The sequence below is a fragment of the Chryseobacterium lathyri genome, assembly GCF_003290185.1.
In the GTDB taxonomy this organism is placed as follows: domain Bacteria; phylum Bacteroidota; class Bacteroidia; order Flavobacteriales; family Weeksellaceae; genus Chryseobacterium; species Chryseobacterium lathyri.
In genome coordinates this window covers 147,486-171,068 of sequence record NZ_QNFY01000006.1, presented here as the reverse complement: position 1 = coordinate 171,068, position 23,583 = coordinate 147,486, and the positions used below count along the sequence as shown (strand labels likewise).

Sequence of the window (23,583 nt, the reverse complement as noted above, 5' to 3'; positions counted from 1 at the left end):
TATACTTCTATAAATTATATTTTTTTTTCAAATTCCATTTTAACCCTAAATAAATTCCGCCTGCAGGAATAAATATAATTAAAATAATGATCCAAACAGGAAGTTGTGAATGAATTAAGAATATATTAATTAACAATTGACAAACAGCATAAACTGAACTTATTAGTAAGTGTGAAACTTTTTTCTCGTTGGCCAAAAGTTGGTATAAGTGCCGTCTGTGTGCTTCAAAAATATTCTCTTTTAATAATATTCTTTCAGTAATTGTAAGGACTACTTCCATCCCGTAAATTGAAAGTAACAATATATATTTGTATTCCCCTGTCCTCATGATAAGAAGCGTAATAAGACCTATTACCCAAAAGCCAATCCCCATGCTCCCAACATCTCCGGCAAAACACTTCGCTTTCTTTCTAAAATTAAAAAAGAGAAAGACAAAACACGCTAAAATTGAATACAATATGAAATTCTCATCTGTAAACTGGATAATATTCTTATTAATATATGCTAATGAACTCAGAGTTATAAGACTATAAATGCCTGTCATTCCATTTATTCCATCCATAAAATTATAAGCATTTAGGGTACCAATTATAATTACAAACAATATTGGCCATACCCAGAAAGGCATCAGGGCAAAAGCATCTGTAAAATATAAAAGTAAAACTACTGAAGCCAAATGAACTGAAAGTCTGATTTTATTTGATAAAGTCTTAACATCATCAATAAAACTGATTATACATATGGCTAAAAGTCCTAACCCGAAGGACCAATAATTCTGTATGGCTTCATTAAGATTGAAAAGACAGAAAATAACAAATGCTACTGGAAAAATAATTCCTCCTCCTCTTAATGTAACCTGGGTGTGTGCACTTCTGTGATTGGGTTTATCAATAATACTATATTTATTGGCAATTCTGAAATAAATCAGCATTGCAATAAATAAAACAATTATTATAACTATATATTCCATTATGTGTTTTTGAAGCTTTTTATTGTTTTAAGAAGGCCCTCTTCTGCAGAGACAGGCATATTTTTTATATTTAAAGCTTTTTTAATTTTTTCATTGGAAACTTCATAGCTTTCCGTTAGTTTTTTTAATCTTTCAGAGTTTAAAGGCAACTTTAATGTATCACCTAGTTTTGCAAGTGAAGAAATAATTCCAGAAGGTAGCCTCCACAATATGCTTTTTCTACCTGAAGCTTTTCCTATAATTTCTATCAAATCATTTGTAGAAATACTTTTATCATCCGCAAAATTATAAATTCCGGAAGAAATACTTTTATTCTTAAGCAATTCATATATTAAAAAATTTAAATTATCAATGCTCAGAAATGAACGCTTATTTTCGAAAGCGGCTAATGGCCATGGAATTCGTTTTTCAACAACTTTATATAAAAGATTCAGATTCCCTTTATTTCCGGGACCATGAATCATACAGGGACGGATCACAAATAGCCTTTTACCTTCAGGAAGGTCTTTAGATAGTAAATATTGTTCTGCTAGAAGTTTTGATTTCCCGTAAGGTGTCTTAGGATCTGATAAATGTTCTTCATCCAAAACTCCTTTAATAGTGTCAGCAGTTGCCTTTACACTACTAAAATAAATGAAATCATTAATTTCAGAATTTAAGAAATCATCAAACAATTTTTTTGTAAGTTCAGTATTTATTTTAAAGTATTCTTCTTCGAAAGAAGTATTTGCTGTATCGTGAGCTTTTCCAGCAAGATGAATGATTGCATCTGCGTCTCTTTCTAGTCCCCATTCTTTTCGTAATGAAAGGCTTTGAAGGTTATAACTATTACCTTTTAAAAATTTTGAAAGGTGTTTTCCTACAAACCCTGACGCTCCCGTAATTATAACTTTCATTTTCGTGAGATTATTTTTTCAAGATTTGAGATGCATTCTTCCAGTTTGAAATTCTTTTCATAAAATGACTTGCCGTTTAATCCCATTCTGTTCAGTTCCTCCACATTTTTTTGAGCTGCATCTTTTAGTACCTGGGCAAGTTTTCCGCCGTCTCCGGCAGGAACAACAAATCCACAATCCGCTTCTTTTATATTTTGTGATCCTTCTCCGTTAAGCATAGCCATAATAGGTTTTCCTGAACTCATATATGCTTGAACTTTAGCCGGAACTGTAAGATTAAAAATTGGATCATCTTTAAGACTAACCAGCAGTATATCTGCAGCACTGAAAAAAGAAGCCATGGCTTCAACAGGAAATCTTCCCAATGTATACACAGTTTCCTGAAGATGATGCTCTTTAATAAAATCCTGAACAAATGGCATTTTACGACCGTCCCCTATTAAAATAAATTTAATATTGGAATGCCTATCTTTAAGTTTTAATGCTGCACCCATTATACTTTCCATATCCTGAGCTTCTCCAATATTTCCTGCAAACATTACTTTGAACCCCTCCGGAAGAACTGGTATAGGATAATCAAGATTCCCAGAAGAAATAGTATCTTCTGCCCAATTAGGAAAATACTCAATTTTATGATCATAATCTCCTTTTTCTAATATTGATTTTTTAAAACCTTTGGAAGTAATCAATATCTTTTCAGATTCGTTATAGAATTTCTGAACCATTCTTTTAAAAAAGTTTAATACAAACTTATTCTTTACTCCACCTGCAATTTCTAAACTCTCAGGCCAAAGATCCATCACCCAAAAGTAAACAGGTGTTTTTTGAATTCTTTTAACCATTAAAGCCGGATAAAATTGAGTAATGGGAGAAGGTTCATGAACAATAACAGCATCGAATTTTTTAGTATATGAAAGCCTTATTGATTTTAAAGAAGCAAAAAAGGCCCAGCTAAAATAGTTAAGGAAAAGCCTGATTCCTCCTCCAACTCCTCTGGGTAATAATAATGCCCGTATAATTTCCACCCCATTTATTTTCTGTTTCCTTTTTTTGAAAACACTATATCCATCATAAATTTTTCCTTCAGGATAATTGGGTATACCTGTCAAAACAGTAACGTCGTGTCCTCTTTTCTGAAGTTCAAAAGCAAGATCGTTACTTTTAAAATTTTCCGGATAAAAATACTGAGTTACGATTAATATCTTCATTACCTTTTGCTCCAAACTACTCTGTTAACGTAATCGGTATAACTTAAGATAATTCGTACCATTTTCTCAGACACATTTGGCATCGAATAATCAGACACGGATCTGTAGTTTCTTTCTTTACCTGTTTTTTGCTGTTGAAGTTGGCTCAGTCCCTGTAAAATTCTTTCCGGAGAAAGTCCCACCATCATTACTGATGCTTCTTCCATAGCTTCGGGTCTTTCGTGAGCATCTCTGATATTAAGAGCTCTGAAATTAAGGATAGATGATTCTTCGGAAATTGTTCCAGAATCAGACAGCACAGCATAACTTCTCATCTGCAATGCATTATAGTCATGGAAGCCCAATGGTTTTAAAAACTGAATTTCAGGCCTTACTGCAATCTGCTTTTTATCTATCATATTTCTTGTTCTGGGATGGGTAGAAACAATGATAGGATATCCAAATTTTTCGGCAATATCATTAAGACTTTCCATTAAACCGTTAAAATTCTTTTCCGAATTAATATTTTCTTCTCTATGCGAGGATACTACAAAGTATTTTCCTTCTTCAAGGTTTAATCTCTTCAAAACATCAGAGTTTTCTATTTCCGGTAAATAGTGGTTCAATACTTCGAACATAGGTGATCCTGTTTTAATAATTCTATCTGCAGGAAGACCTTCTCTTAATAAATATTCACGGGCAATATCTGAATACGTCAGATTGACATCCGCCGTATGATCTACAATCTTACGGTTAGTCTCTTCCGGAACTCTCTGATCAAAACATCTGTTTCCTGCTTCCATATGAAAGATAGGGATCTGTCTTTTCTTTGCCGGAATTGCACAAAGGCAAGAGTTGGTATCTCCTAAAACCAGGAAAGCATCAGGCTGAAGTTTTTCAAGAAGCGGATCAATTTTGATCAGGATATTCCCAACGGTTTCGGTGGCTGTTTTTCCTGCTGCTTCCAGGAAATAGTCTGGTTTACGTAAGCCCAGATCTTCAAAAAAGATCTGATTCAACTCATAGTCATAATTTTGCCCTGTATGGACAATAGTATGTTCTACAGCTTCGGAAGCATCCAAAGCAGATAATACTCTTGATAGTCTAATAATCTCAGGCCGTGTACCTACGACCGTCATCACTTTTAGTTTCTTCATTTTTCATTGTGTTTAGCCATTGCTAATGCTTTAGCTGTTACTTCTGCCTTTTTTAATTTTTCAATTGAAGTTATTCTAATGAAATACTATACTTCCAAAAAGTATGTATCAGAATCTTCCGGATTGAAAGGTTCATCAATCCAGAAAATGGTATACAGCTCCTCATCTCCAATATTTTTGATATTATGAGTATACCAAATCGGCATATCTACATAAGCGGGCTCTGTTCCATCTAAGTAAAAATCCAAAACTTCATTAGTATTAATTTTTCTTAACTGAATTAATGCTTTTCCTTTTATTACTGCAAAACGTTCTATTTTTCGGGTATGATAGTGATTACCTCTGGTAATACCCGGCACTGTAGTTGAAAATGAACACTGCCCACCAATTCCTAAACGGATTACTTCCACAAAAGCTCCTCTTGGATCAGTATGTTGTACAAATTTTACTGGATAATGTTCTTTATGGTTAATATAAGAACGGTAGGTATTAAACAAATTATGTTCAAATTGATCTTTTAAAACAGGTATTTCTCCTCCATCAAAATATTTAATTTTAAAATCGTTCAGTAAAGCTAAAACTTCTGAAACCTTTTTTGTAGAAGTTGCTTCAACTATTACCTCCTCCTGGCTTTGTGCTGAACGGATTTCTGCAATTATTTTCATAACCAGCTCCTGAACATAAATCAATTTCACCTCTGCGTCATTATCAATTTTGGGATTACCTCCATTGGTTAGTTGATAGCAAAACGTTGCAATAAATGAATTATAAAATGGTTTTCCAAATGCACCAAAAACATTAGGAATGATTAATCCTGTTACTTTTCCTCCATTTTCATTGGCCCAGTTCACAATGGCCTTGCGACCCTCGAGTTTGGATCTTCCATAAAGGTTATCACGTTCTTCCTGAGTAGATGATGAAATCAAAACATGTGCTTTAGACTTCGCTCTCTTTAATGAATTTAATAATTTCTCAACTAAATCAAGATTGGTTTCATAAATAACTCCTTGATTTTCATGACGATTCATTGCAGCCAAATGCACAATAACATCACATTTTGAGACAAAAGCATCTAATTGGGTTTCGTCTTCAAAGTACTCTTTTTGGAAATCAATACGTACAAATTCTTCAAAAAATAAGCCTAAAGTATTGTATAAATGTTGGCCAACAAAACCATTTTGGCCAGTGATTCCTATTTTTTTCATAGTTTAATATTAAAGTAATTCAGGGGAAAACGGTATTCATCTTTTATTTCTCCTAATCCATAATCAGCAAGCACTAACAACTTACTGTCTTTTTCTGCTGCTTTGATAGCTGTTATACAACCGGCCTTTATATAAAGGAAATCTAATGTGTCTTCCCTAAGATCATAATATTCGGCTATTAAGTCTAATGATGGATGATCAAAATCATCAACCTGAATAACAGCAATTCTGAAACTTCCTTTGATACAAGAGAACCAACGTTGTTCTATTGCATGCCCTTGCCATCCTCTTACAAAATCAATCTGTGAGTTCTCTATCATATAGATTCTCTTAACTGCAGAGGCATCAAAATCATTATTGAACCTGATAATTCCTCTTTCGTCTTCAAATTTATTTCCTTTATTAAGCATCATAATCTCCTTTTATAATTTTTTACAGTAAAGAGATTAAATCTTAATAAGGATATTGCATCACATCCTCTCCAAAAACTTCTTTCCGTATTAAGGGTAAAGAAGAAACGAGCTTCTTGAGCCCTTCCACATCCTGTTGTTCAGTATTATGAGAATGATAATCTTCTACTTTTGAGATATCTTTTTCACCTTCTGAAAAATATTTAGCATAATTAAGATCACGGTTATCTGCTGGAATTCTATAGAATTCTCCCATATTCTCTGCTTTCATCATTTCTTCGCGTGTACACAGCGTTTCATACAGTTTTTCACCGTGCCTTGTTCCGATGATCTTAATCGGAACCTCCTTTCCTGTTAATTCAATTAACGCTTTTGCAAGATCACCAATACTCCCTGCCGGTGCCTTATTCACAAATAAGTCTCCTGAATTTCCATTTTCAAAAGCAAATAATACCAAATCTACGGCGTCCTCTAGGGACATAAAAAAACGAGACATATTTGGATCTGTGATCGTAATCGGTTCTCCTTTCTGAATTTGATTCAAAAATAATGGAATAACTGACCCCCTTGATGCCATTACATTACCATATCGTGTAAGGCATACGACAGTATCTGTAAGGTTTCTTGCTTCAGCAACCGCTACTTTTTCCATCATTGCTTTGGAAATTCCCATAGCATTAATAGGATATGCAGCTTTGTCCGTAGAAAGACAAATCACTTTTTTCACTCCGTTTGCTGCAGCAGCGCGAATAACATTTTGAGTCCCCTCTACATTGGTTTTTACAGCCTGCATGGGGAAAAATTCACAGGAAGGAACCTGCTTTAATGCCGCTGCATGAAAAATATAATCTACCCCCCGCATTGCTGGTTCTACAGAATTGTAATCACGAACATCACCAATATAGTATTTTATTTTTTCATTTTTATAAAGATTCCGCATATCATCTTGTTTCTTTTCGTCACGGGAAAAAATACGGATCTCTTTAAAATGATCAGTTGCTAAAAAACGGTTAAGCACAGCTGTTCCAAAAGAACCAGTACCACCGGTAATCAAAAGTGTTTTATTTTGAATTTGCATAATTATTTGCTTAATAAATTTTCTTTTTCTTCTTTAATAGGATAGTTAATCAGAACAGCCTTGTATTTTCCTTTAAAAACAAATAGGCTTCCTGCTGCAACCCCTATTATTTTGTGTTTATTAATAACTTTTTTAATATCATCCAGATTTCCAGCTCCCCCTAGCACAGTCATTGGAAGTGATGTTTTTTCTCTGGCTTTATCAATCAGTGGCATGTCATAGCCTTTCATCACACCATCTTGATCTATAGAATTAATTACAATTTCTCCGGCTCCTAATCTTTGTGCTTTTTCAATAAACTCGAAAGGATTAATTCCGGTTCCTTTTTTACCGTTATGAGTATAAACTTCATAGCCTCCGAATAGTTTTTTCTTAACATCCAAAACTACAATCACACTTTGAGCTCCAACTCTATCGGCAATCTTGGTAATAAGATCTGGATGTTCCAGTACCGCTGAAGACAGAGCAATTTTTTCAATTCCCAATCCAAAAATCCGTTGAGCTTGTTCTAATGTCTTAACTCCTCCCCCATAACACAGCGGCATTCTAGACTGATTAGCAATTCTCTCGATCAGACTATAGTTTGGTTCTAATCCTTTAGTAGTTGCATCAATATCAAAAATAGCTAATTCATCAACTTCTTTTTCGTTAAAAATTTTAACGGCATTGATAGGATCTCCAACATATTTCGGATTTTTAAAATTAACAGTTTTTACCAGTCCATTATCTTGTATCAGTAAACTTGGTATAATTCTCGGTCTAAGCATCTTTATTAGAGTTTAGCAAAATTGTGAAGTAATATTTCTCCGTAAGAATGACTTTTCTCCGGATGGAACTGTATACCGTATTTGTTTTCATGATGAGCAGCTGACGCAAATTCGCCACCATAATCAGTTATAGCCATAATATCTTCCCGGCTGTTGCATTCAAAATAATAGGTATGGAGAAAATAAAAGATAGCATCCTTTTCTAAACCTCTGAAAAGATCAAGGTCTTTAACTGGCTTCACATCATTCCACCCCATATGAGGAAGACGGGTAACTTGTTTGATTTTGCTTTCATCAAATTTCTTAACAGTGGCATCAATCCATTTTAACCCCTCCATATTTCCTTCATCACTATTATTAGCCATCATTTGCATCCCTACGCAAATACCTATTACCGGAACTTTTTTATCCAAGACCAATTCATCAAGCGTTTCTCTCATACCAGAATTATTAAGCTGAGACATGGCATGATCAAAATGCCCTACCCCCGGCAGGATCAGCTTTTGTGCATTTAGCAAATCTTCTTTTGTTTTTGCAATTTTTACTGGAACATTCACCCTTTTATATACATTGACAAAGGCGTTGATATTACCAACACCATAATCTATAAGTGTTATCATCTGAATAATCTTTTTTCTAATCCAAGCTTTTGCATAGCCTGTGCTCCAAGCTTGATGATGCCCATTTTATTTTTATAATTCTTGTAGGTTTTGTTTTCACCTTCAAAAATTTGTTGTAATTCCTCTTTTGTTAAATCCAGCTTATTAGCTACATATTCAAATTCTTTTTGTAAGAACTCTTCAGAGAGTTCAGGTCTTGAAACTCTATCTAATGCTTCTTCTCTAGTCATTTGTCCAGTCAGAATCAAAGAAGAGAAATGAGCCTTTCTTTTTTGATAGCCAAATTTTCTAGGTAACCAATAATCTTCGTAAAATCTTGTAAACCTTGATTCGTGATGCTTGTGTTGAAAAGGTTCCCAGCCAAATTTAGTTTCCAAAAGATTTTCTGCATCTTTTTTGATATATGGAATTAAATTAAGCGGTTTAAAAACTTCCATACCATAGACGTATTTATAATAAATCTTGTAAGAAAGAATATCAACTAATGGAAATGTTTTTAAAGGTCTCTTACCAAATTTAGAGTGAATATCTTTTACTAAAGTCGTATCAATACCTGGAAAACCTCCCCATTCTTCTGGTTCACGACAACATTCTGTGGAAAAGTTCCCACCTGTAAGCACATAATTGATCTTATGTTTTTTCGCAAATTTGTAAAGTCCTGAGAAAAATGCATAATCCTGGGGAAGGTCCTGATCTGAAATTTGAGATTTCAAAAATGCTACCTGCAGATCTTTCATCTCTTCCCAATTAATTACTTCTGTATATAAATCGAGATTAAGACCATTAATCAACTTCTCAATATTTCCTACCGCTTTATCAGTATTCCAACCTGCATCTACGTGAAATATCAGTGGACGTATGCCCATAATTTCTTTTGCAACATATGCTGCATATGAACTATCCAGGCCGCCACTAAGGCCAATAATACAGTCGAAGTCTTTATTTTTACTGGTTTTTTTGATTTTATCTGCAATTTTCATCAGCTCGTCATATCCGCTCTGATCTGTATGCCAGTTGGGTTCAATATTTTCTTTGAAATTTGTATAATAATCACTTTCACCTTTTTCATTGAAAATGATATTTGGATCGGTAGTATCCATTATTGTCTTAGTACAAATTTGATATAGTCTGTTATTCACCATTTTCAATATTCTATTTGAGTTTTTTAATATTCAACTTTTTTAATTTGTTTATTAGAATTAAATCCTTCTATTATCCATGCCATTGTAACATATCTATATATTATATCGATATAAAATTTTTTGTTGCCATCTGTTGCAAAAACAAACTTCTCAGCTGGTACACGAAAAAAAGAAGAACACAATATTTTTATCATTAATTTAGATAAGGTTTTCTTCAAACTTTCTTTTTTTGTATTCACAGGCATTAATAAATCATATAAAGAGTTTTTAATTAATTCAGGCTCTTTTTCTTTTAGTGTTTTTAGACTATATCTTCCTAACTCTTTGTACTTAATTCTCCAATAATGAGGAAGGATATTGCTATCATAATGAATTAACTTCGCTTCTGTACAAAATACTATTTTAAATCCTGCTTTTCTAAGCCTATATCCAAAAAGCTCATCCTCGGATCCATATTTTTTTAATCCTTCTTCAAAAAGCCCAATTTTAAAAGCATCATCCTTTTTACAGGAAGAACCACCTCCCGCAAAAAAATTACTTGGTAAATCTGATACATCAATTCCCCGCATATATTTTTCGGAACGATATCCTATCGCTCTGCTTTGAATAAAACGTCCAAAATTTGTTTTATCAAGATCGTTAGGTTGATAAGTTACATTACTAACAATCGCTATATTTTCGTTTTGTTTTACCTTATAAAGCTTTAAATGCGCTTCTAGAAATGTATTTGACATTAATAGGTCATTGTCCAAAAACAGTACTATATCCCCTTTCGAAACTCTAATTCCAACATTTCTGGTTGTTGCCTGCCCCAGATTTTTATCATTACGAATATATCTTACATTTTTAGATTTTAAAGTATAGTTTTTGCAAAATTCTTGGGTATTATCAGTGGAACAATCATCCACAATAATCACCTCATAATTTTCAGTCCCAATACTTTGGTTTTCAAGATGATGAAGGCATTTAAAAAGTGTATCAACTCTATTATATGTCGGAATAATAACGGATATGAACATAAATATATATAATTTTTAATCTTAATTTAGTGTTTTTTATTCTCTCTCTTAAAAAGTTATTTTATTATCTGTTCTTCCCCAGCTTTAATTTTTTTTACAAAAATATCCAAATTATTAGCATTTATCTTTTTGTTATTAATTTTTAGATTTTTAAAATTTATCTGAATGTTAGATTTTGAACTATAACCATTTCTCATCGCATATTTATTATTATACAACTTAATATTATTAATGTTAATTGTTCCTTTTAAAGGTTCTAAAAATTTATTATATCCTCTATCCACATAAAATTCAATCCCTTTATTTGAAAAATAATCTACAAAGTTATTAACATCTATTTTTATACGATCCAATCGACTTCCTTGTAAATTGTCTAATGCAAAAATAAGCCCGCTTTCCGCATTATTATAAGTAACAATATTTTCTAAAAAAATATTATTAATATAATCAGTCGGCTTATTTGGTTCAATATCAATCCCAGATTGCGGAACTGCACCATAAGTATTAGCAATTAAACTATTTTTTATTTTCACATTTTCCCCTGCCACAATTGATATACCATTTCTCCTATTATCATCAATCACTGCATAATTTATTTCAATTTTCTCAGAAGGCCTATCCAAATTTCCCACATAAATACCATCGCCCCACATTTTTTTAATAGAAGGATTGTATATTTTTACATTTTTACTATTCCGGATAAAAAAACCCATTCCCCATTCTCCTTTATTTCCCTTATGCTGATCTCTATCTCCGACTAAGCTTGCAAAATATACCTCTACATTTTCTACTCCTTCAATATAAAGCAAACCGTATAATTCTTCACTATTGGGCTCCAGCAATAACTTCGAATTTTCCTGAAACAAAACTGAAGAATTAGACTGTAATCTTAATCCTCCGAAATCGATCAGTACAGGAAAGTCAGGAAGAATAACTTTCTTATTATCATTAATTCCCACCTGTAAATATTTTGTATAATTTACATCTCCTTTTTTAGAAAAATTCTTAGGCAGATAATCTGTAAGATTTTTGGCTTTTGAAAATAATTCCAATTTAATCTTTTTTATTTCAGCTCTTCTGTCGAATGCTGAAATAAGTGAATTATCAATTTTCCTATATTGAAATTGAGGTGAGATATCGGATGAAAGTAAAATGAAAAGAAAAAAAATAATTCTATAGATTTTGTCATTTTTCATTTTATTCTTTTTGAAGGTTATTTAAATATTGGTGTACATCCATTGCATGCGAATATTTTCTTGTTTCTAGCAAATTACTTACCATTTCTGTAGCTTTGCAGGCTAATAGGCTAAATTGATCATAATTTTCAAAAGCAAAAGTTAAAGATAAAACAATATCTTTAATAGACCTTGGTTCAATTTTGATACAATTTACCCCATCTCTCATTAAAGAAGATATACCTCCTACAAATGTAGTAATGATGGGAGTTCCATATATCATTGCTTCATATAACGTTCTTGGAAATCCTTCGTGATAAGAAGGTAATATGTAGATATCCGAATTTAGAAAGTGCCAGCGAATTTCCTGCGGATCAAAGGTTGCCCCTTTAAAAGACACAATATCGTGTAAGTTTAAATGATCTGCTAATTTCTTTAGTTCATCAAAATACTCTCCATCTCCAACCAAACTTAATTCGAATCTATATTTCGATTCCTTTAACTCTGCCACGGCATGAAGTAACTCCAAAATACCTTTATCATTAGTCATACGACCCAAATAAAGAATTTTATAAGAATTTCTTTTCTCATATTGCCTGTCTACAATAATATCCATTTCGGTAAGCGTAATCATTGGTCTTATGGTGTAAGCAATTTGTTTTCCAGCAATTGTATTAATATTATCTGTAAAAAAATCTGCCACACAAAATCCAACAGCAGCCTGTTTATATATCAATGACGGAATCTTTCCTTGCATATCATCCATTCCTCTGACATAAAGTCCATATTTTTTCTGTAATATACTACAAATAAACGCTGTATATTTAAAAGCTGTAGGATAAAAAATGTAAACAAAATCAGATTTCACTATTTCAGGGATAACTCTCAAATACAGCAATATATAATTCAGAATTTTGTTAGATTTTCTATATAACCCTTTAACGTTCAGATTATTTTCATTAAGTTTATAGACATGAATATTGTTCGGTTCGTCAATGATTTGGCCATATATTGTAACTTCTGAGCCTAACCTTTGCAATTCTGCTGCGAATTCTCCAGTGTTTTTTTCAACAGCAAAATCATTTTTTACTTTCGTAATTTCTGCATTAGGGATAATTAATATCTTATTTATTTTCATTTCTTAATTGAATTTAAAAATTCCAGCATCCCTTTAATATATGTATTGGCATTAAATTTAAATTTAGCCGTGTTCAGAGCATTTTGCCCTACAATCATTGCTTTTTCAGGATGGTTTTCAATAAAAATAATTTTATCTGCCATACAGTCCAAATCTCCCACATTACATAAAAAGATATCATAGTTATTCGTAACATACTCTGATATTTCACCAGCTTTGGTAGCTACTATTGGAACTCCGGAAAGCATATATTCTCCCAATTTCGTAGGAAAACCGCCGGAAACATATTTTGTAGGTGTGGTAATTAAACATTGAGCCCCAGACAAAATTACCGGAACTTCCTCAATTGGCTTTCTACCCAAGAAAAGAACTCGATCTTCAAGTCCATTTTCCTGAACATATGTTTTAATAGCATAGCATTCAGGGAAATTTTCGCACAGTGTATTATAATCACCTATTAGGTAGAGCTTAAAAGATTTTTTTTGTGATTTGTTCAGGTATTTATGAAAAGTAATGATGCTGTCAAACAGTCCGTCCCGATTGTGTACACCAAAAGTCAAGCTAATATACTGCCCCCTCTCTTCTCCTCCAGAGACTCCATCAAATCTATCGGGATCAATCGTCATTGGCAAAAGAAAAACATTCTTTGATATTTTAGAATAAAAGTCTCTCAACGTATTTGAAATTACTATAAAACCATCAAACAAATATAAATTTAAACGTTCTAATAATTGTCTCATTTTAGACATTTGAAAATATCCATAAGGGTATTCTGTCTTGTCAATAACAAATGGTATAGAAGTTAATAGGGTAAATAGTTTTACAAAAAAATTAGTAAGAAAATTATCATGATAAGATAAAACTGCGTCCACTTTTTCAGTAAAAATAAATTTTCTGATATTATTCAAGCCAAAGAATCTAAAATACAATTTATCAAGAAAATTTCCATTATAGTACTTTTTATCTGAAAGAAAAGTATATTTTACCCCTTCAAAAACTCCCTGTTCAGGACATTCTGTTAGAGCCGGATAAACCATTAGTACATGTATATTTATTCCCTTTTTTGCCATTGCTTTACAGTAGCTATGGATTCTTAAAGATGAAACATCGTGTATTGGAAAATAATATGATGCTATCAATATAATTTTCATGGTGAGCTGTAAATAAGGTTAGATTCGAACAATGGATAATAGGTCCATTTCAGAGTACTTGACAAAAACTGGTATAAAATAATAGAATACATGCCTATTAAAATTAAGCCCAAAATGACACGTAAATTGATTTTTTTGTAGCAATAAAACAAATAGAGTATAAAAAATAATTCTATGGGAAATAATACTCTAAAAAACCTGCCAAAATCAGGAATAAAAAAGTACAAGGGAATATATATAAGTGTTATTATATTCACTTTTTGGAATAAAATTATAATCCGCTCTTTTTCCAAGGAAAGATCGAGTTGTTTATTCCTGGTATAATAACTAAATAATAACAATGCAAATACAATAACTGCATGGCTTGCAGCAGGGCCTATCGGGCTATCCCCAGTTGCGTAATAAAGTATTTTCCCGGCAATTAACTTGTTTCCAATAAACGAAATAAATATTGTCATAGAGGTTGCGAGCAATATAATTATTCCTAAAATAAGAAGAGAAAGTTTTTTAATACTCATTTTAGTTCTTAAAACGAGTAAGAATGTAAAGTAAAATACTCCGGTATTATGAAATGTAAAGGCCAGTAATAATAAAATCACCGATTTCAATATCAAATACTTAGAGTTGTTAAAAACAAGTGTTAAGAAGAGGAAGAATAATGCATTAGTCATATAATTACGCATAAAAACGTAATCCATAATGAAAATAATAAAATATAAAATGGCAAATGCCGCAGGATACGGTGATATGGTCGTAAAATATAGTATTATTCCTAAAATAAGAAAAGAATAAACAATCATAAAACCTTGAAAATCGAGGCCTAAACTATAAATAAAACTATTAAATATTGCATACCCTTTTTCAACATCAATAACATCTAATCCAAATTTTCCAATTGTATTATAAAAATATTCATATTGCTCGTAATCTCCATTCCAGCTATTCCAGCCCCATAATTGCCAAATAAACAGGAAAACACATCCCGCAATAATCTTGGATTTTGGGAAAATAATACACAATAATAAAAGGAAAACAAAAATTGCAAAAATCATAATCCTTTAATTTCTTTTCTATAATAATATAAAATTACCAATGCATACATTAAGCCTGATAAAATACGGGCAACTGCAGCCCCTGCACCTCTATATAAATAGATAAATATAATGTTTGCTATTAGTAACGTAAAACCAACAAGAAATGATGCATTCCTAAGTTCTTTTCCTTTTCCTTTTGCCAATAAAAATCTATTAAAAAAATCTCCTATCCCATAAAGAACAAATCCTATGGATAAATATTGCAACATTACCACAGATTCAAGATACTCTTTCCCAAAAAAAACAGAAACTATAAGATTAGAAGTAAATATAATAAATAACATAAGAAAAATGCTTAATCCAAATGTCATGAATATCAACTTTCGTGGTATAAATTGGCTTTGCGCAAAATTTTTAAATTGTGTTGTTGCAATAATATTGGGAATCATAGACAAAGGTGAGGCCAGCAGAGTAGCTAATGTATAATAGCCTACTTCTATATTGTTGACTCCAAAATGGCTGATTAATATTCCAGATAAGCTTCCACTACCAGAAGCTATCAGGGCTCCAAAATAAATATCAAAACCAAATTGCTTATTTCCAACCAATATTTCAGAAAGCCTTCTTTTAAACTGTTTAAATGTAGGTTTAATTTTTACAAAAACGTATAGATAAGCAATTATAAAGGTAAGGTAATTAAGTAAAACGATAGTTACAAGACTTACATTTTTAAAATAGAAGAAAATAATAACCAGTATTCCTGCTAGAAAAATTTTAGGAAGCAGGCGTGACCAAGACAAAAGGTTGATCTTATTATCACCGGGAAGATAATTTTCATTTAATGTTGTAAGCAAATAAATCCATGAAAGTGGTATAGAAATCAATAATACTTTAAAAAAACTGCTTTTATTCATATTTTCAGAAAAGAACGCATAGACTGTAACTGACACAGCCATTAGGATGAAAAGTATTATAACAAAGAAAAATCCTACAAGATAATAACCTCTTGTTTTATCTTTATCATTACTAATTGCAACTAATCTTGAAATAGTATAAAATATCCCGAAATTAAAAATTATCTGGCAAAAACTATATATGTTAAATAACAATGCGTAATCCCCATAAAGTTCTTTCCCTAAGATACGGGTTAAAAGAGAATTGGTTGCAAAGCCCAAAACAAGTCCTACTATTGTAGAAACCAGTAACCCAAAAGCTTGAGTAACATTTTCATTTTTATATCCCTCTCGAAGAAAATTAATTAATTTTACCATTATAAAAACTGACTACATTTCCCGTAAATTATTTATAATCTTGTGACATTATCTTGTTGGACAAAGCCTTTTATGTCATAGATTACCCCGCCCTCAATCAGATATTTCTTAAAATCAAAATCTACAAATTCTTTATGAGCTACAGTTAATACAATAACATTAAATTTTTCATCTGGAATTTCATTATAAATAGACAGTCCATACTCATGTGCTACCTCCAAAGGATTTGCCCAAGGATCATAGGTCATAACATCTAAGGAATAATCTTTCAGACCTTTTATTACATCTACAGCCTTTGTATTTCGAACATCTGGACAATTTTCTTTAAAAGTGATTCCTAAATTTAAAACTTTACTTCCATTAACTTTAATATTTTTCTTGATCATTGTTTTTATAATCTGTGAAGCAACATATTCACCCATAGAATCATTTAATCGACGACCAGCTAAGATAATTTCAGGATGATAACCATGTTCCTGAGCCTTTTGTGCTAAATAGTATGGGTCAACTCCAATGCAATGACCACCAACTAGTCCTGGTTTAAATGGTAAAAAATTCCACTTTGTAGATGCGGCTATTAAAACAGCATGGGTATCAATGCCTAAAATATTAAAAATTTTTGCCAACTCATTCACAAATGCAATATTAATATCTCTCTGAGAATTTTCAATAACCTTTGCAGCTTCTGCAACCTTAATGGTTGGAGCAAGGTGTGTACCAGCAGTGATAATAGACTGGTATAATTCATCCACAATTTTGCCGATTTCCGGTGTAGAACCTGAAGTCACTTTTAGTATGTTCTCCACTGTATGTTCCTTATCTCCAGGGTTAATTCTTTCTGGGGAATACCCTGCATAAAAATCTTTGTTAAAGACTAATCCTGAAACTTTTTCTAATACGGGAATACATTCTTCTTCTGTAACACCAGGATATACTGTCGATTCATAAATCACAATATCTCCTTCTGAAAGAACTTTCCCTACCGTTTCAGAAGATTTATATAAAGGAGTTAAATCCGGGCGGTTATTCTTATCTACAGGCGTAGGAACAGTAACTATATAAATATTTGCCTCTTGGATATCAGTAATACTGTTTGAGCAAAACAATCCATTTTCACCTTCTTCAAAAGGATTTCCTTTTATTAGTACAGATTGTAAAATCTCATCTTCAACTTCTAGCGTTATATCTTTCCCTTCATTTAGTTCTTTAACTCTTTGTTGATTGATATCAAAACCAACCACAGGATATTTAGTTGCAAATAAGCGAGCTAAGGGTAATCCTACATATCCTAACCCTATAACCACAATTTTAAAATCTTTCATTATTTATGTTTTTGTAAAGCTTTATTAATACCATTCATAAATTCTTCATCAAATTCTTTAGATACTACTTCGGTTCCATATAAATTTAAATGTCCTTTATCATAGTACATTAATGTGTCTCTATTGAATGGTATATCTTTTAATTTACTTCTAAAATCAATATTGATCACGTGTACATTCTTGTATCGTTCCAAAACTTTTTTGATTCTAGCAGGCAGGCGCTTATATCCAATTTTGTATTTATAGTTTGAGTCAGGATTTTTAATAAAATCTCTATTAATTCTTATTGGATTATTATCAGGAGTTGGGTAGTCTGGCAAGACTATAACTGTTTGAGAGCTATCTAGGCTTCCCAAAAATTGATTTAGTGCACTTGGCAATGTAGGCAAATCATCAAACCACACTGAACAAATGAAGATAACTTTAGCTTTCTTTATTTCTTCAGTGGTAGCTTTCATTATCTTAGAATATTGTATAAACAATTCCTTATTTAAAAAATCAGGTTCAGTAAAACCAGGAATATTAAGATACCTGTCATTTGTTACTGTTCTGAAATTAAAAAAATGTGATTTTCCCAGATTATTTAAAATATTCTTGTACGCTAAAGCATGACTGTCTCCAATTAACAAAATTGAATCTCTTTTTTCAATTAGATTCCCGAAACTTTCAACTTCTTTAAAATCGTAGGAATGTGATTTAAGGCCAAAAACCGGTCGAGAATACTTATCTGGTATTTTATAAAAATAGGTATTTATTCGTGGTAATAACACAGTCAATAATCCAAGAGTAATAACAGGAATACTGAAAAGAGTAAAAAACCTAACGTTATTTGTTTTTCTAAAATATTTTTCTATTGTATAATAGGTGAATAAGGATAGCAAGTAAGTAGAGACTGTTATTAAAGCAATTTCACTAAAATTAAATTCATTGCTACTTTTGTAATATCGATATAATGCCATTATAGGCCAATGCCATAAGTAGATAGAATATGACAATTCTCCAATATGCACTGCTATTTTATTGCTAAGAATTTTCTTGTTAATAAAACTAACTTTATTGACGAGTAAAAACGCTGTCGCTATACAAGGAAAAATAACCAAATACCCAGGATAATCGGATTTTTCGGAAAATAGAAAAGAACAAACAATGATTATAATCAAACTAACTGCTGATATGCAATTGAGTGTTGTACTTCCAACCTTCTTTAAATAATCTTGTTTAACTGCAAATAAAGCTCCAATACAAAACTCAGGAATTCTTGCTGGTAAAGAAAAGTACATTTGGCTTTTAAGATCTAACAAATAGGTTCCACACAATGAATAACCTAAAAGGCCAATTATTAGAATAATCAATAGAGTTGGCAGCCATTTTTTGTTGACAAAGAAAAGTAATAGCGGTAACAAAAAATAAAACTGCATTTCGATGGCTAACGTCCAAGTATGAAGAAAAGGATTCTCTATACTTGATGCTCCAAAATAAGTATCTAAAGTAGAAAAATATACGTTTGAAGCAAAAATTGAAGACCAGAAAGCGTTCATTCTAAGTTGCAAAATATCACTTGGCAAATAGATAATAATTGCTGCAATTAGTACAGCTATTAAAACAATGTAGTAGACTGGAACTATACGTTTAAGCCTTCCAATATAAAAATTTGTAAATGTAAAGTTTCCTTTTTCTTTTTTGCTTAAAATAATACCAGAAATTAAATAACCAGAAATGACAAAAAAAATATCTACTCCTAGAAATCCTCCAGGTAAAGAGGAAAAAGAAATATGGAAAATAAACACTAAAAAAACCGCTAGAGCTCTTAACCCCTGGATATCCGCCCTAAAATCATTCATATAATTTTATCTTAGGTTATCCCAATACCATTTAACAGCCTCTCCCAGCCCTTCTTCAAGAGTATGGCTAGGTGAATAGCTTAATAATTTTTTCGCTTTCTCTATTGATGCCAATGAGTGAGGAATATCACCTTGTCGTTGAGGTCCATATATTATTTCAATATTAGCTATTTTTTCATCATAATTGCTTAACAATTTTTTTAGACACAGTACCAAATCATTTAAGGTAGTTCGTTCTCCTACCGCAGTATTGTAAACAGTATTAATTCCCTCCTGATTTTCTGTTAACATTGCTAATTCATTCATCTGAATAACATTATCAATATAAGTAAAATCTCTGGAATAATCTCCTACCCCATTAATTTTTGGCGATTGCCCACTGATAAATTGTTTTACGAATAAAGGAATAACTGCTGCATAAACTCCATTGGGATCCTGACGGCGTCCAAAAACGTTAAAGTAACGCAAACCAATACACTCCATCCCATAAGTTTTACTAAAGATATCTGCATATAGTTCGTTAACATATTTTGTAATTGCATATGGAGACAATGGGCGTCCAATTACGTCTTCCACTTTCGGTAAAACTTGAGAATCACCATATGTTGAAGATGAAGCAGCATAAACAAATCTTTTAACATTTGCATCTCTTGCTGCTACTAACATATTTAAAAAGCCAGAAACATTAACTTCATTAGACGTTTGAGGGTCTTTTATTGATCTGGGAACTGATCCTAATGCGGCTTCATGTAGTATATAATCTACACCGTGTACCGCCATTGTACAGGTTTCAAAATTACGGATGTCACCTTCAATAAGTCTATATTTTGGATTCGCTAGAAAAGATTCAATATTAAGGCGATGGCCAGTAGAAAAATTATCCAAACAAATAACTTCATATCCTTTCTCTAAAAAGTACTCGGTAAGATTTGAGCCTATAAACCCTGCACCTCCTGTAATTAAAATCTTTTTCATTTAAAATCTATCTTTTATTTTTTGAAACCAAGTTTTCTTTTCAAAAGTATATCCGTAACCATATTTATTATTATAACCTAAGTTTTCATGGCTAATATCATTTAACACAAACCCAACATTTTTAATTTTATTTTGGTTTACATTAGTATTAGCAAATTCAATTAAAGATTTTTCAGTATAATTTGATCTTGTCACATAAATAGTAACATCCGCCATATCTGAAATCAAAAAAGTATCTGTAACTAAAAGTAATGGTGCAGTATCTAAAATAATATAATCATATTTTAATTTAAGTTGCTCCACCAAGACTTCATATCTACCATTCGATAACAACTCAGTAGGATTAGGGGGAATCATTCCTGAATAGATCACATCTAAATGCGGGTTAAAAGACGAAACATGAACTATATCCTCAAGCTGAGTTTGGTTTGAGTGTAAATATTCAGTAAGCCCTGCCAATCCTTTTCTTGAAGGATTATATCTCTGTAGTTGAGGATTTCTAATATCTGAACCAATTATAATTGCCTTTTTCTTTGGATTTGCCAATGTTAAGGCTAAATTGACAGAGGTGAAAGTTTTGCCCTCTCCTTTAACTGTTGAAGTAACAAATACAACTTTTCCTTTAACGTTACCTTTAGGAAGCATAAAATTCATATTCGTTATTAAAATTCTAAATGCTTCAGCCATAGGAGTAATATCATTCATTTGAACAATATCCGAGTCCCCTTTCTCCAAACTTGGTAATTCTGCAATTACAGGACGATGTATTAAATGTTCAAGATCATGTTTAGAAACAACTTTATTATTCAATAATCCAAATAAGTAAATAATTGCAAAAGGAATCAAGAACCCAACGATTAAAGCAGCAAATAATATAATGCCTTTCTGAGGTGATACTGGAGAATTTGAAGCATAGGCTGTATCAATGACTCTTGCCTTTGGTGCCATAATAGACAATCCAATTGCAGTTTCCTCTCTTTTCTGAAGAAGAAGAAGATATAAATTTTCTTTAATCTGCTGCTGTCTTTCAATACCCCTGAATAGTCTTTCTATGGAAGGAAGCTTAGATATTTTATCTGAAACCTTATTTTGCTCGCCCACATACTCATTTCTTGCTAACTCCAAACCTTCTTTATTTCTCTGTAAACTCTGTGCTATTGTAGCCCGCATCGAATTAATTTGTTTGGTAATATCAACCACAGCTGGATTTTCTGTAGTCCCAGATTCTAATAATCTGTTACGCTGCATTATCAGCTGATTATATATAGAGATACCACTTGTTGCATCAGTATTATTTAAACCTACATTAGCAGGCAGGACCTGAAACTGTCCTTGCTTCGAAACAAAAGCAATTAAAGAATTTGTTAATTCTAGCTGCCCATCAATTTCTAATTGCTTACTTCTTGCAGAAGCAGAACTTTCTAAATTTATTTTGGCTTCTGTTTCAAGATCTGTAAGATTATTTTTTGCTTTAAATATTTCTTTTTGACTTTCTACCTCACCAAGTTCGCTGGAAAGCTTTTTAATTCTGTCTTCAATAAAATCTAATGTTTTTGTAGATTCTAAGTTTTTGTCTGAAATAGCATCATTGTTATAGGCAACAACTAACGCATTAAGTATGTCAATAGCCTTTTCACGTTGAGGATATTTCATTGATAATCCCAAAACAGTAGCATCTTTACTAACAGTACCAACCTTAGAAATATTTTGAAAATATGAAACTTTCTTTTCTATTGGTAATATTCTAAGCTGTAATTCGTTAGTATTTATATCCTTTGTAGTTAAAGGATTAAATTCATTATTTTTAACAATAATAACTGTCACATATGGTAAATTTATCGTTTTACCAAATTTTGAAACAATTTCTTTACCCAATTCATCTGAATTAAGATGTAATTCATCACCAATTATTTTTAAATTGACAGGATCTTTAGGAAACTCAGATAATGGCTTTTCTGAAACAACCTTAACTTGAATTGGAGAAGATTGTTTATATAGCTCAATACTTCCAATTTTCTTTTCCGCAAAGATATCAACTTGTAAGTCTTGAGATTTCACAACATCTCTCATAAGTTTCTTAGACTTAAAAAGCTCAATCTCATTGTCTATACTATTGGTTTTCATCCCTCCAAATCCAGACAAATCTCGAAGAATACCTATATCACTTCCTGCAGCAGGAGAATTCTTAGAATCTTTTACAAGCACTGTTGTTTCTATATTGTAAACAGGAGTTACAAATTTCAAAGCGAAATAAGTAACAAGTACACATAAAAACGCTGAAAGAACAAACCATTTCCAATTTCTTAAATAAGGTTTAATAATTTCATTGATATTATTTGAATTTTCTCCTTCTGAAGAATACAGTTTTTTTTGGTTATCCATTAATTTTTTACTTCTTGATTAAACTTACAATAACTGCCGCTGCTGTAATAGCAATTGAAGCAGCCGTTAAATATAATCCTGTATTTGGGTTTTGTTTAGATGCTAAATCTTTTGTGTTAGTAGAGGCTACAATGATAGCATCACCTTGCTTCAAATTGTAATAAGGTGAATTAATCAAATTTGCATCCTGCAAATTTATTTTACCATGAGAAATCTGTCCATTTTCAGTTCTTATCACCAAAACATTATCTCTTTTACCATATGCCGTTAAATCACCAGCCATACCAAGTGCATTTAAAATAGTTGCTTGTCCATTAGAGATTACATAATCTCCCTGCCTAGTTACCTCTCCTAAAACAGTGATTTTAAAATTTGCCAATCTAATACTAACAGTCGGATTAATGACGTAACGAGTCATTTCTGATCTAAGCTTATCTTTGAAATCCATTAATGTTTTCCCAGTAGTATTAAGTTTTCCTATTATCGGAAAATCTATATTTCCTTCAGAATCTACAATATAGGTGGGACCACTAATAGTTGTTAAGCCTTGATTAGGTGTATTTCCTCCAGCAAGAGAGTTGGTTTGAATCAGTTCAGAAGATGAATAATTTTGATTAAATGCTTTGACAACATCCATATCTTTTGCAGTGATCAAAATTACTAATTGATCACCGACTTGTATTGTAGAATTAGAATTTTTTGAAGAAGCTTCTATAGCAACATTCTCTATATTTTGCATATAGTTCAAATCATTCTTAGCATTTTCTTTAACTTTGCAGGATACTAATAAGAATATAGAAAATACCCCTAATATTTTACTCTTCATATTTTTAAAATTGTACA

At 31.8% G+C, this 23,583-nt stretch carries 21 protein-coding genes; all 21 read right to left on the bottom strand.

Annotation, left to right across the window (positions count from 1 at the left end; all coding sequences use genetic code 11):
• Positions 1–7: 7 nt before the first annotated feature.
• Positions 8–970 (bottom strand): MraY family glycosyltransferase, encoded by a 963-nt coding sequence (locus DRF61_RS10165; RefSeq protein ID WP_111956602.1) that lies wholly within the window; start codon positions 968–970, stop codon positions 8–10.
• Entirely contained in the window at positions 970–1,866 is an 897-nt protein-coding gene (locus DRF61_RS10160) for an NAD-dependent epimerase/dehydratase family protein (protein WP_111956600.1), read from the bottom strand. The genes DRF61_RS10165 and DRF61_RS10160 overlap by 1 nt, the downstream gene beginning before the upstream one ends.
• Positions 1,863–3,074, bottom strand: coding sequence for a glycosyltransferase family 4 protein (locus DRF61_RS10155; protein WP_111956598.1), 1,212 nt, complete (start codon positions 3,072–3,074; stop codon positions 1,863–1,865). The genes DRF61_RS10160 and DRF61_RS10155 overlap by 4 nt, the downstream gene beginning before the upstream one ends.
• Entirely contained in the window at positions 3,074–4,210 is a 1,137-nt protein-coding gene (wecB, locus tag DRF61_RS10150; RefSeq protein ID WP_111956596.1) for a non-hydrolyzing UDP-N-acetylglucosamine 2-epimerase, read from the bottom strand. The genes DRF61_RS10155 and wecB overlap by 1 nt, the downstream gene beginning before the upstream one ends.
• Before the next feature lie 86 nt (positions 4,211–4,296).
• Positions 4,297–5,415, bottom strand: coding sequence for a polysaccharide biosynthesis C-terminal domain-containing protein (locus DRF61_RS10145; protein ID WP_111956594.1), 1,119 nt, complete (start codon positions 5,413–5,415; stop codon positions 4,297–4,299).
• Positions 5,412–5,828 carry a WxcM-like domain-containing protein gene (locus DRF61_RS10140; protein ID WP_111956592.1) on the bottom strand — a complete coding sequence of 139 codons (417 nt, stop codon included), beginning with the start codon at positions 5,826–5,828 and terminating at the stop codon, positions 5,412–5,414. The genes DRF61_RS10145 and DRF61_RS10140 overlap by 4 nt, the downstream gene beginning before the upstream one ends.
• A gap of 40 nt (positions 5,829–5,868) precedes the next feature.
• Entirely contained in the window at positions 5,869–6,903 is a 1,035-nt protein-coding gene (locus DRF61_RS10135) for a polysaccharide biosynthesis protein (RefSeq protein ID WP_111956590.1), read from the bottom strand.
• 2 nt (positions 6,904–6,905) lie between these two features.
• On the bottom strand, positions 6,906–7,670 hold the full coding sequence (locus DRF61_RS10130) for an AglZ/HisF2 family acetamidino modification protein (protein WP_111956588.1): 765 nt from the start codon (positions 7,668–7,670) through the stop codon (positions 6,906–6,908).
• A 5-nt stretch (positions 7,671–7,675) separates the two neighbouring features.
• On the bottom strand, positions 7,676–8,290 hold the full coding sequence (gene hisH, locus DRF61_RS10125) for an imidazole glycerol phosphate synthase subunit HisH (protein WP_111956586.1): 615 nt from the start codon (positions 8,288–8,290) through the stop codon (positions 7,676–7,678).
• Positions 8,287–9,432, bottom strand: a complete 1,146-nt coding sequence (locus tag DRF61_RS10120) for an N-acetyl sugar amidotransferase (RefSeq protein WP_111956584.1) — start codon at positions 9,430–9,432, stop codon at positions 8,287–8,289. The genes hisH and DRF61_RS10120 overlap by 4 nt, the downstream gene beginning before the upstream one ends.
• Before the next feature lie 23 nt (positions 9,433–9,455).
• Complete coding sequence (locus DRF61_RS10115) at positions 9,456–10,451, bottom strand: glycosyltransferase family 2 protein (protein ID WP_111956582.1); 996 nt, start codon at positions 10,449–10,451, stop codon at positions 9,456–9,458.
• Positions 10,452–10,507: 56 nt separating this feature from the next.
• Complete coding sequence (locus tag DRF61_RS10110; RefSeq protein WP_111956580.1) at positions 10,508–11,647, bottom strand: right-handed parallel beta-helix repeat-containing protein; 1,140 nt, start codon at positions 11,645–11,647, stop codon at positions 10,508–10,510.
• 1 nt (position 11,648) lies between these two features.
• On the bottom strand, positions 11,649–12,764 hold the full coding sequence (locus tag DRF61_RS10105; protein ID WP_111956578.1) for a glycosyltransferase family 4 protein: 1,116 nt from the start codon (positions 12,762–12,764) through the stop codon (positions 11,649–11,651).
• Entirely contained in the window at positions 12,761–13,834 is a 1,074-nt protein-coding gene (locus tag DRF61_RS10100) for a glycosyltransferase family 4 protein (protein WP_157963377.1), read from the bottom strand. Before DRF61_RS10100 ends, DRF61_RS10105 begins: the two co-directional genes overlap by 4 nt.
• A 77-nt stretch (positions 13,835–13,911) precedes the next feature.
• Positions 13,912–14,967 (bottom strand): EpsG family protein, encoded by a 1,056-nt coding sequence (locus DRF61_RS10095; RefSeq protein WP_111956574.1) that lies wholly within the window; start codon positions 14,965–14,967, stop codon positions 13,912–13,914.
• Entirely contained in the window at positions 14,964–16,220 is a 1,257-nt protein-coding gene (locus DRF61_RS10090) for an oligosaccharide flippase family protein (RefSeq protein WP_111956572.1), read from the bottom strand. Before DRF61_RS10090 ends, DRF61_RS10095 begins: the two co-directional genes overlap by 4 nt.
• Before the next feature lie 32 nt (positions 16,221–16,252).
• Complete coding sequence (locus DRF61_RS10085) at positions 16,253–17,542, bottom strand: nucleotide sugar dehydrogenase (RefSeq protein ID WP_111956570.1); 1,290 nt, start codon at positions 17,540–17,542, stop codon at positions 16,253–16,255.
• Positions 17,542–19,383 carry an acyltransferase family protein gene (locus DRF61_RS10080; RefSeq protein WP_111956568.1) on the bottom strand — a complete coding sequence of 614 codons (1,842 nt, stop codon included), beginning with the start codon at positions 19,381–19,383 and terminating at the stop codon, positions 17,542–17,544. The genes DRF61_RS10085 and DRF61_RS10080 overlap by 1 nt, the downstream gene beginning before the upstream one ends.
• 6 nt (positions 19,384–19,389) lie before the next feature.
• Entirely contained in the window at positions 19,390–20,358 is a 969-nt protein-coding gene (locus tag DRF61_RS10075; RefSeq protein WP_111956566.1) for an SDR family oxidoreductase, read from the bottom strand.
• Entirely contained in the window at positions 20,359–22,740 is a 2,382-nt protein-coding gene (locus DRF61_RS10070) for a GumC family protein (RefSeq protein ID WP_111956564.1), read from the bottom strand.
• Between the two features lie 7 nt (positions 22,741–22,747).
• Positions 22,748–23,566, bottom strand: a complete 819-nt coding sequence (locus DRF61_RS10065; protein WP_111956562.1) for a polysaccharide biosynthesis/export family protein — start codon at positions 23,564–23,566, stop codon at positions 22,748–22,750.
• Positions 23,567–23,583 lie beyond the last annotated feature (17 nt).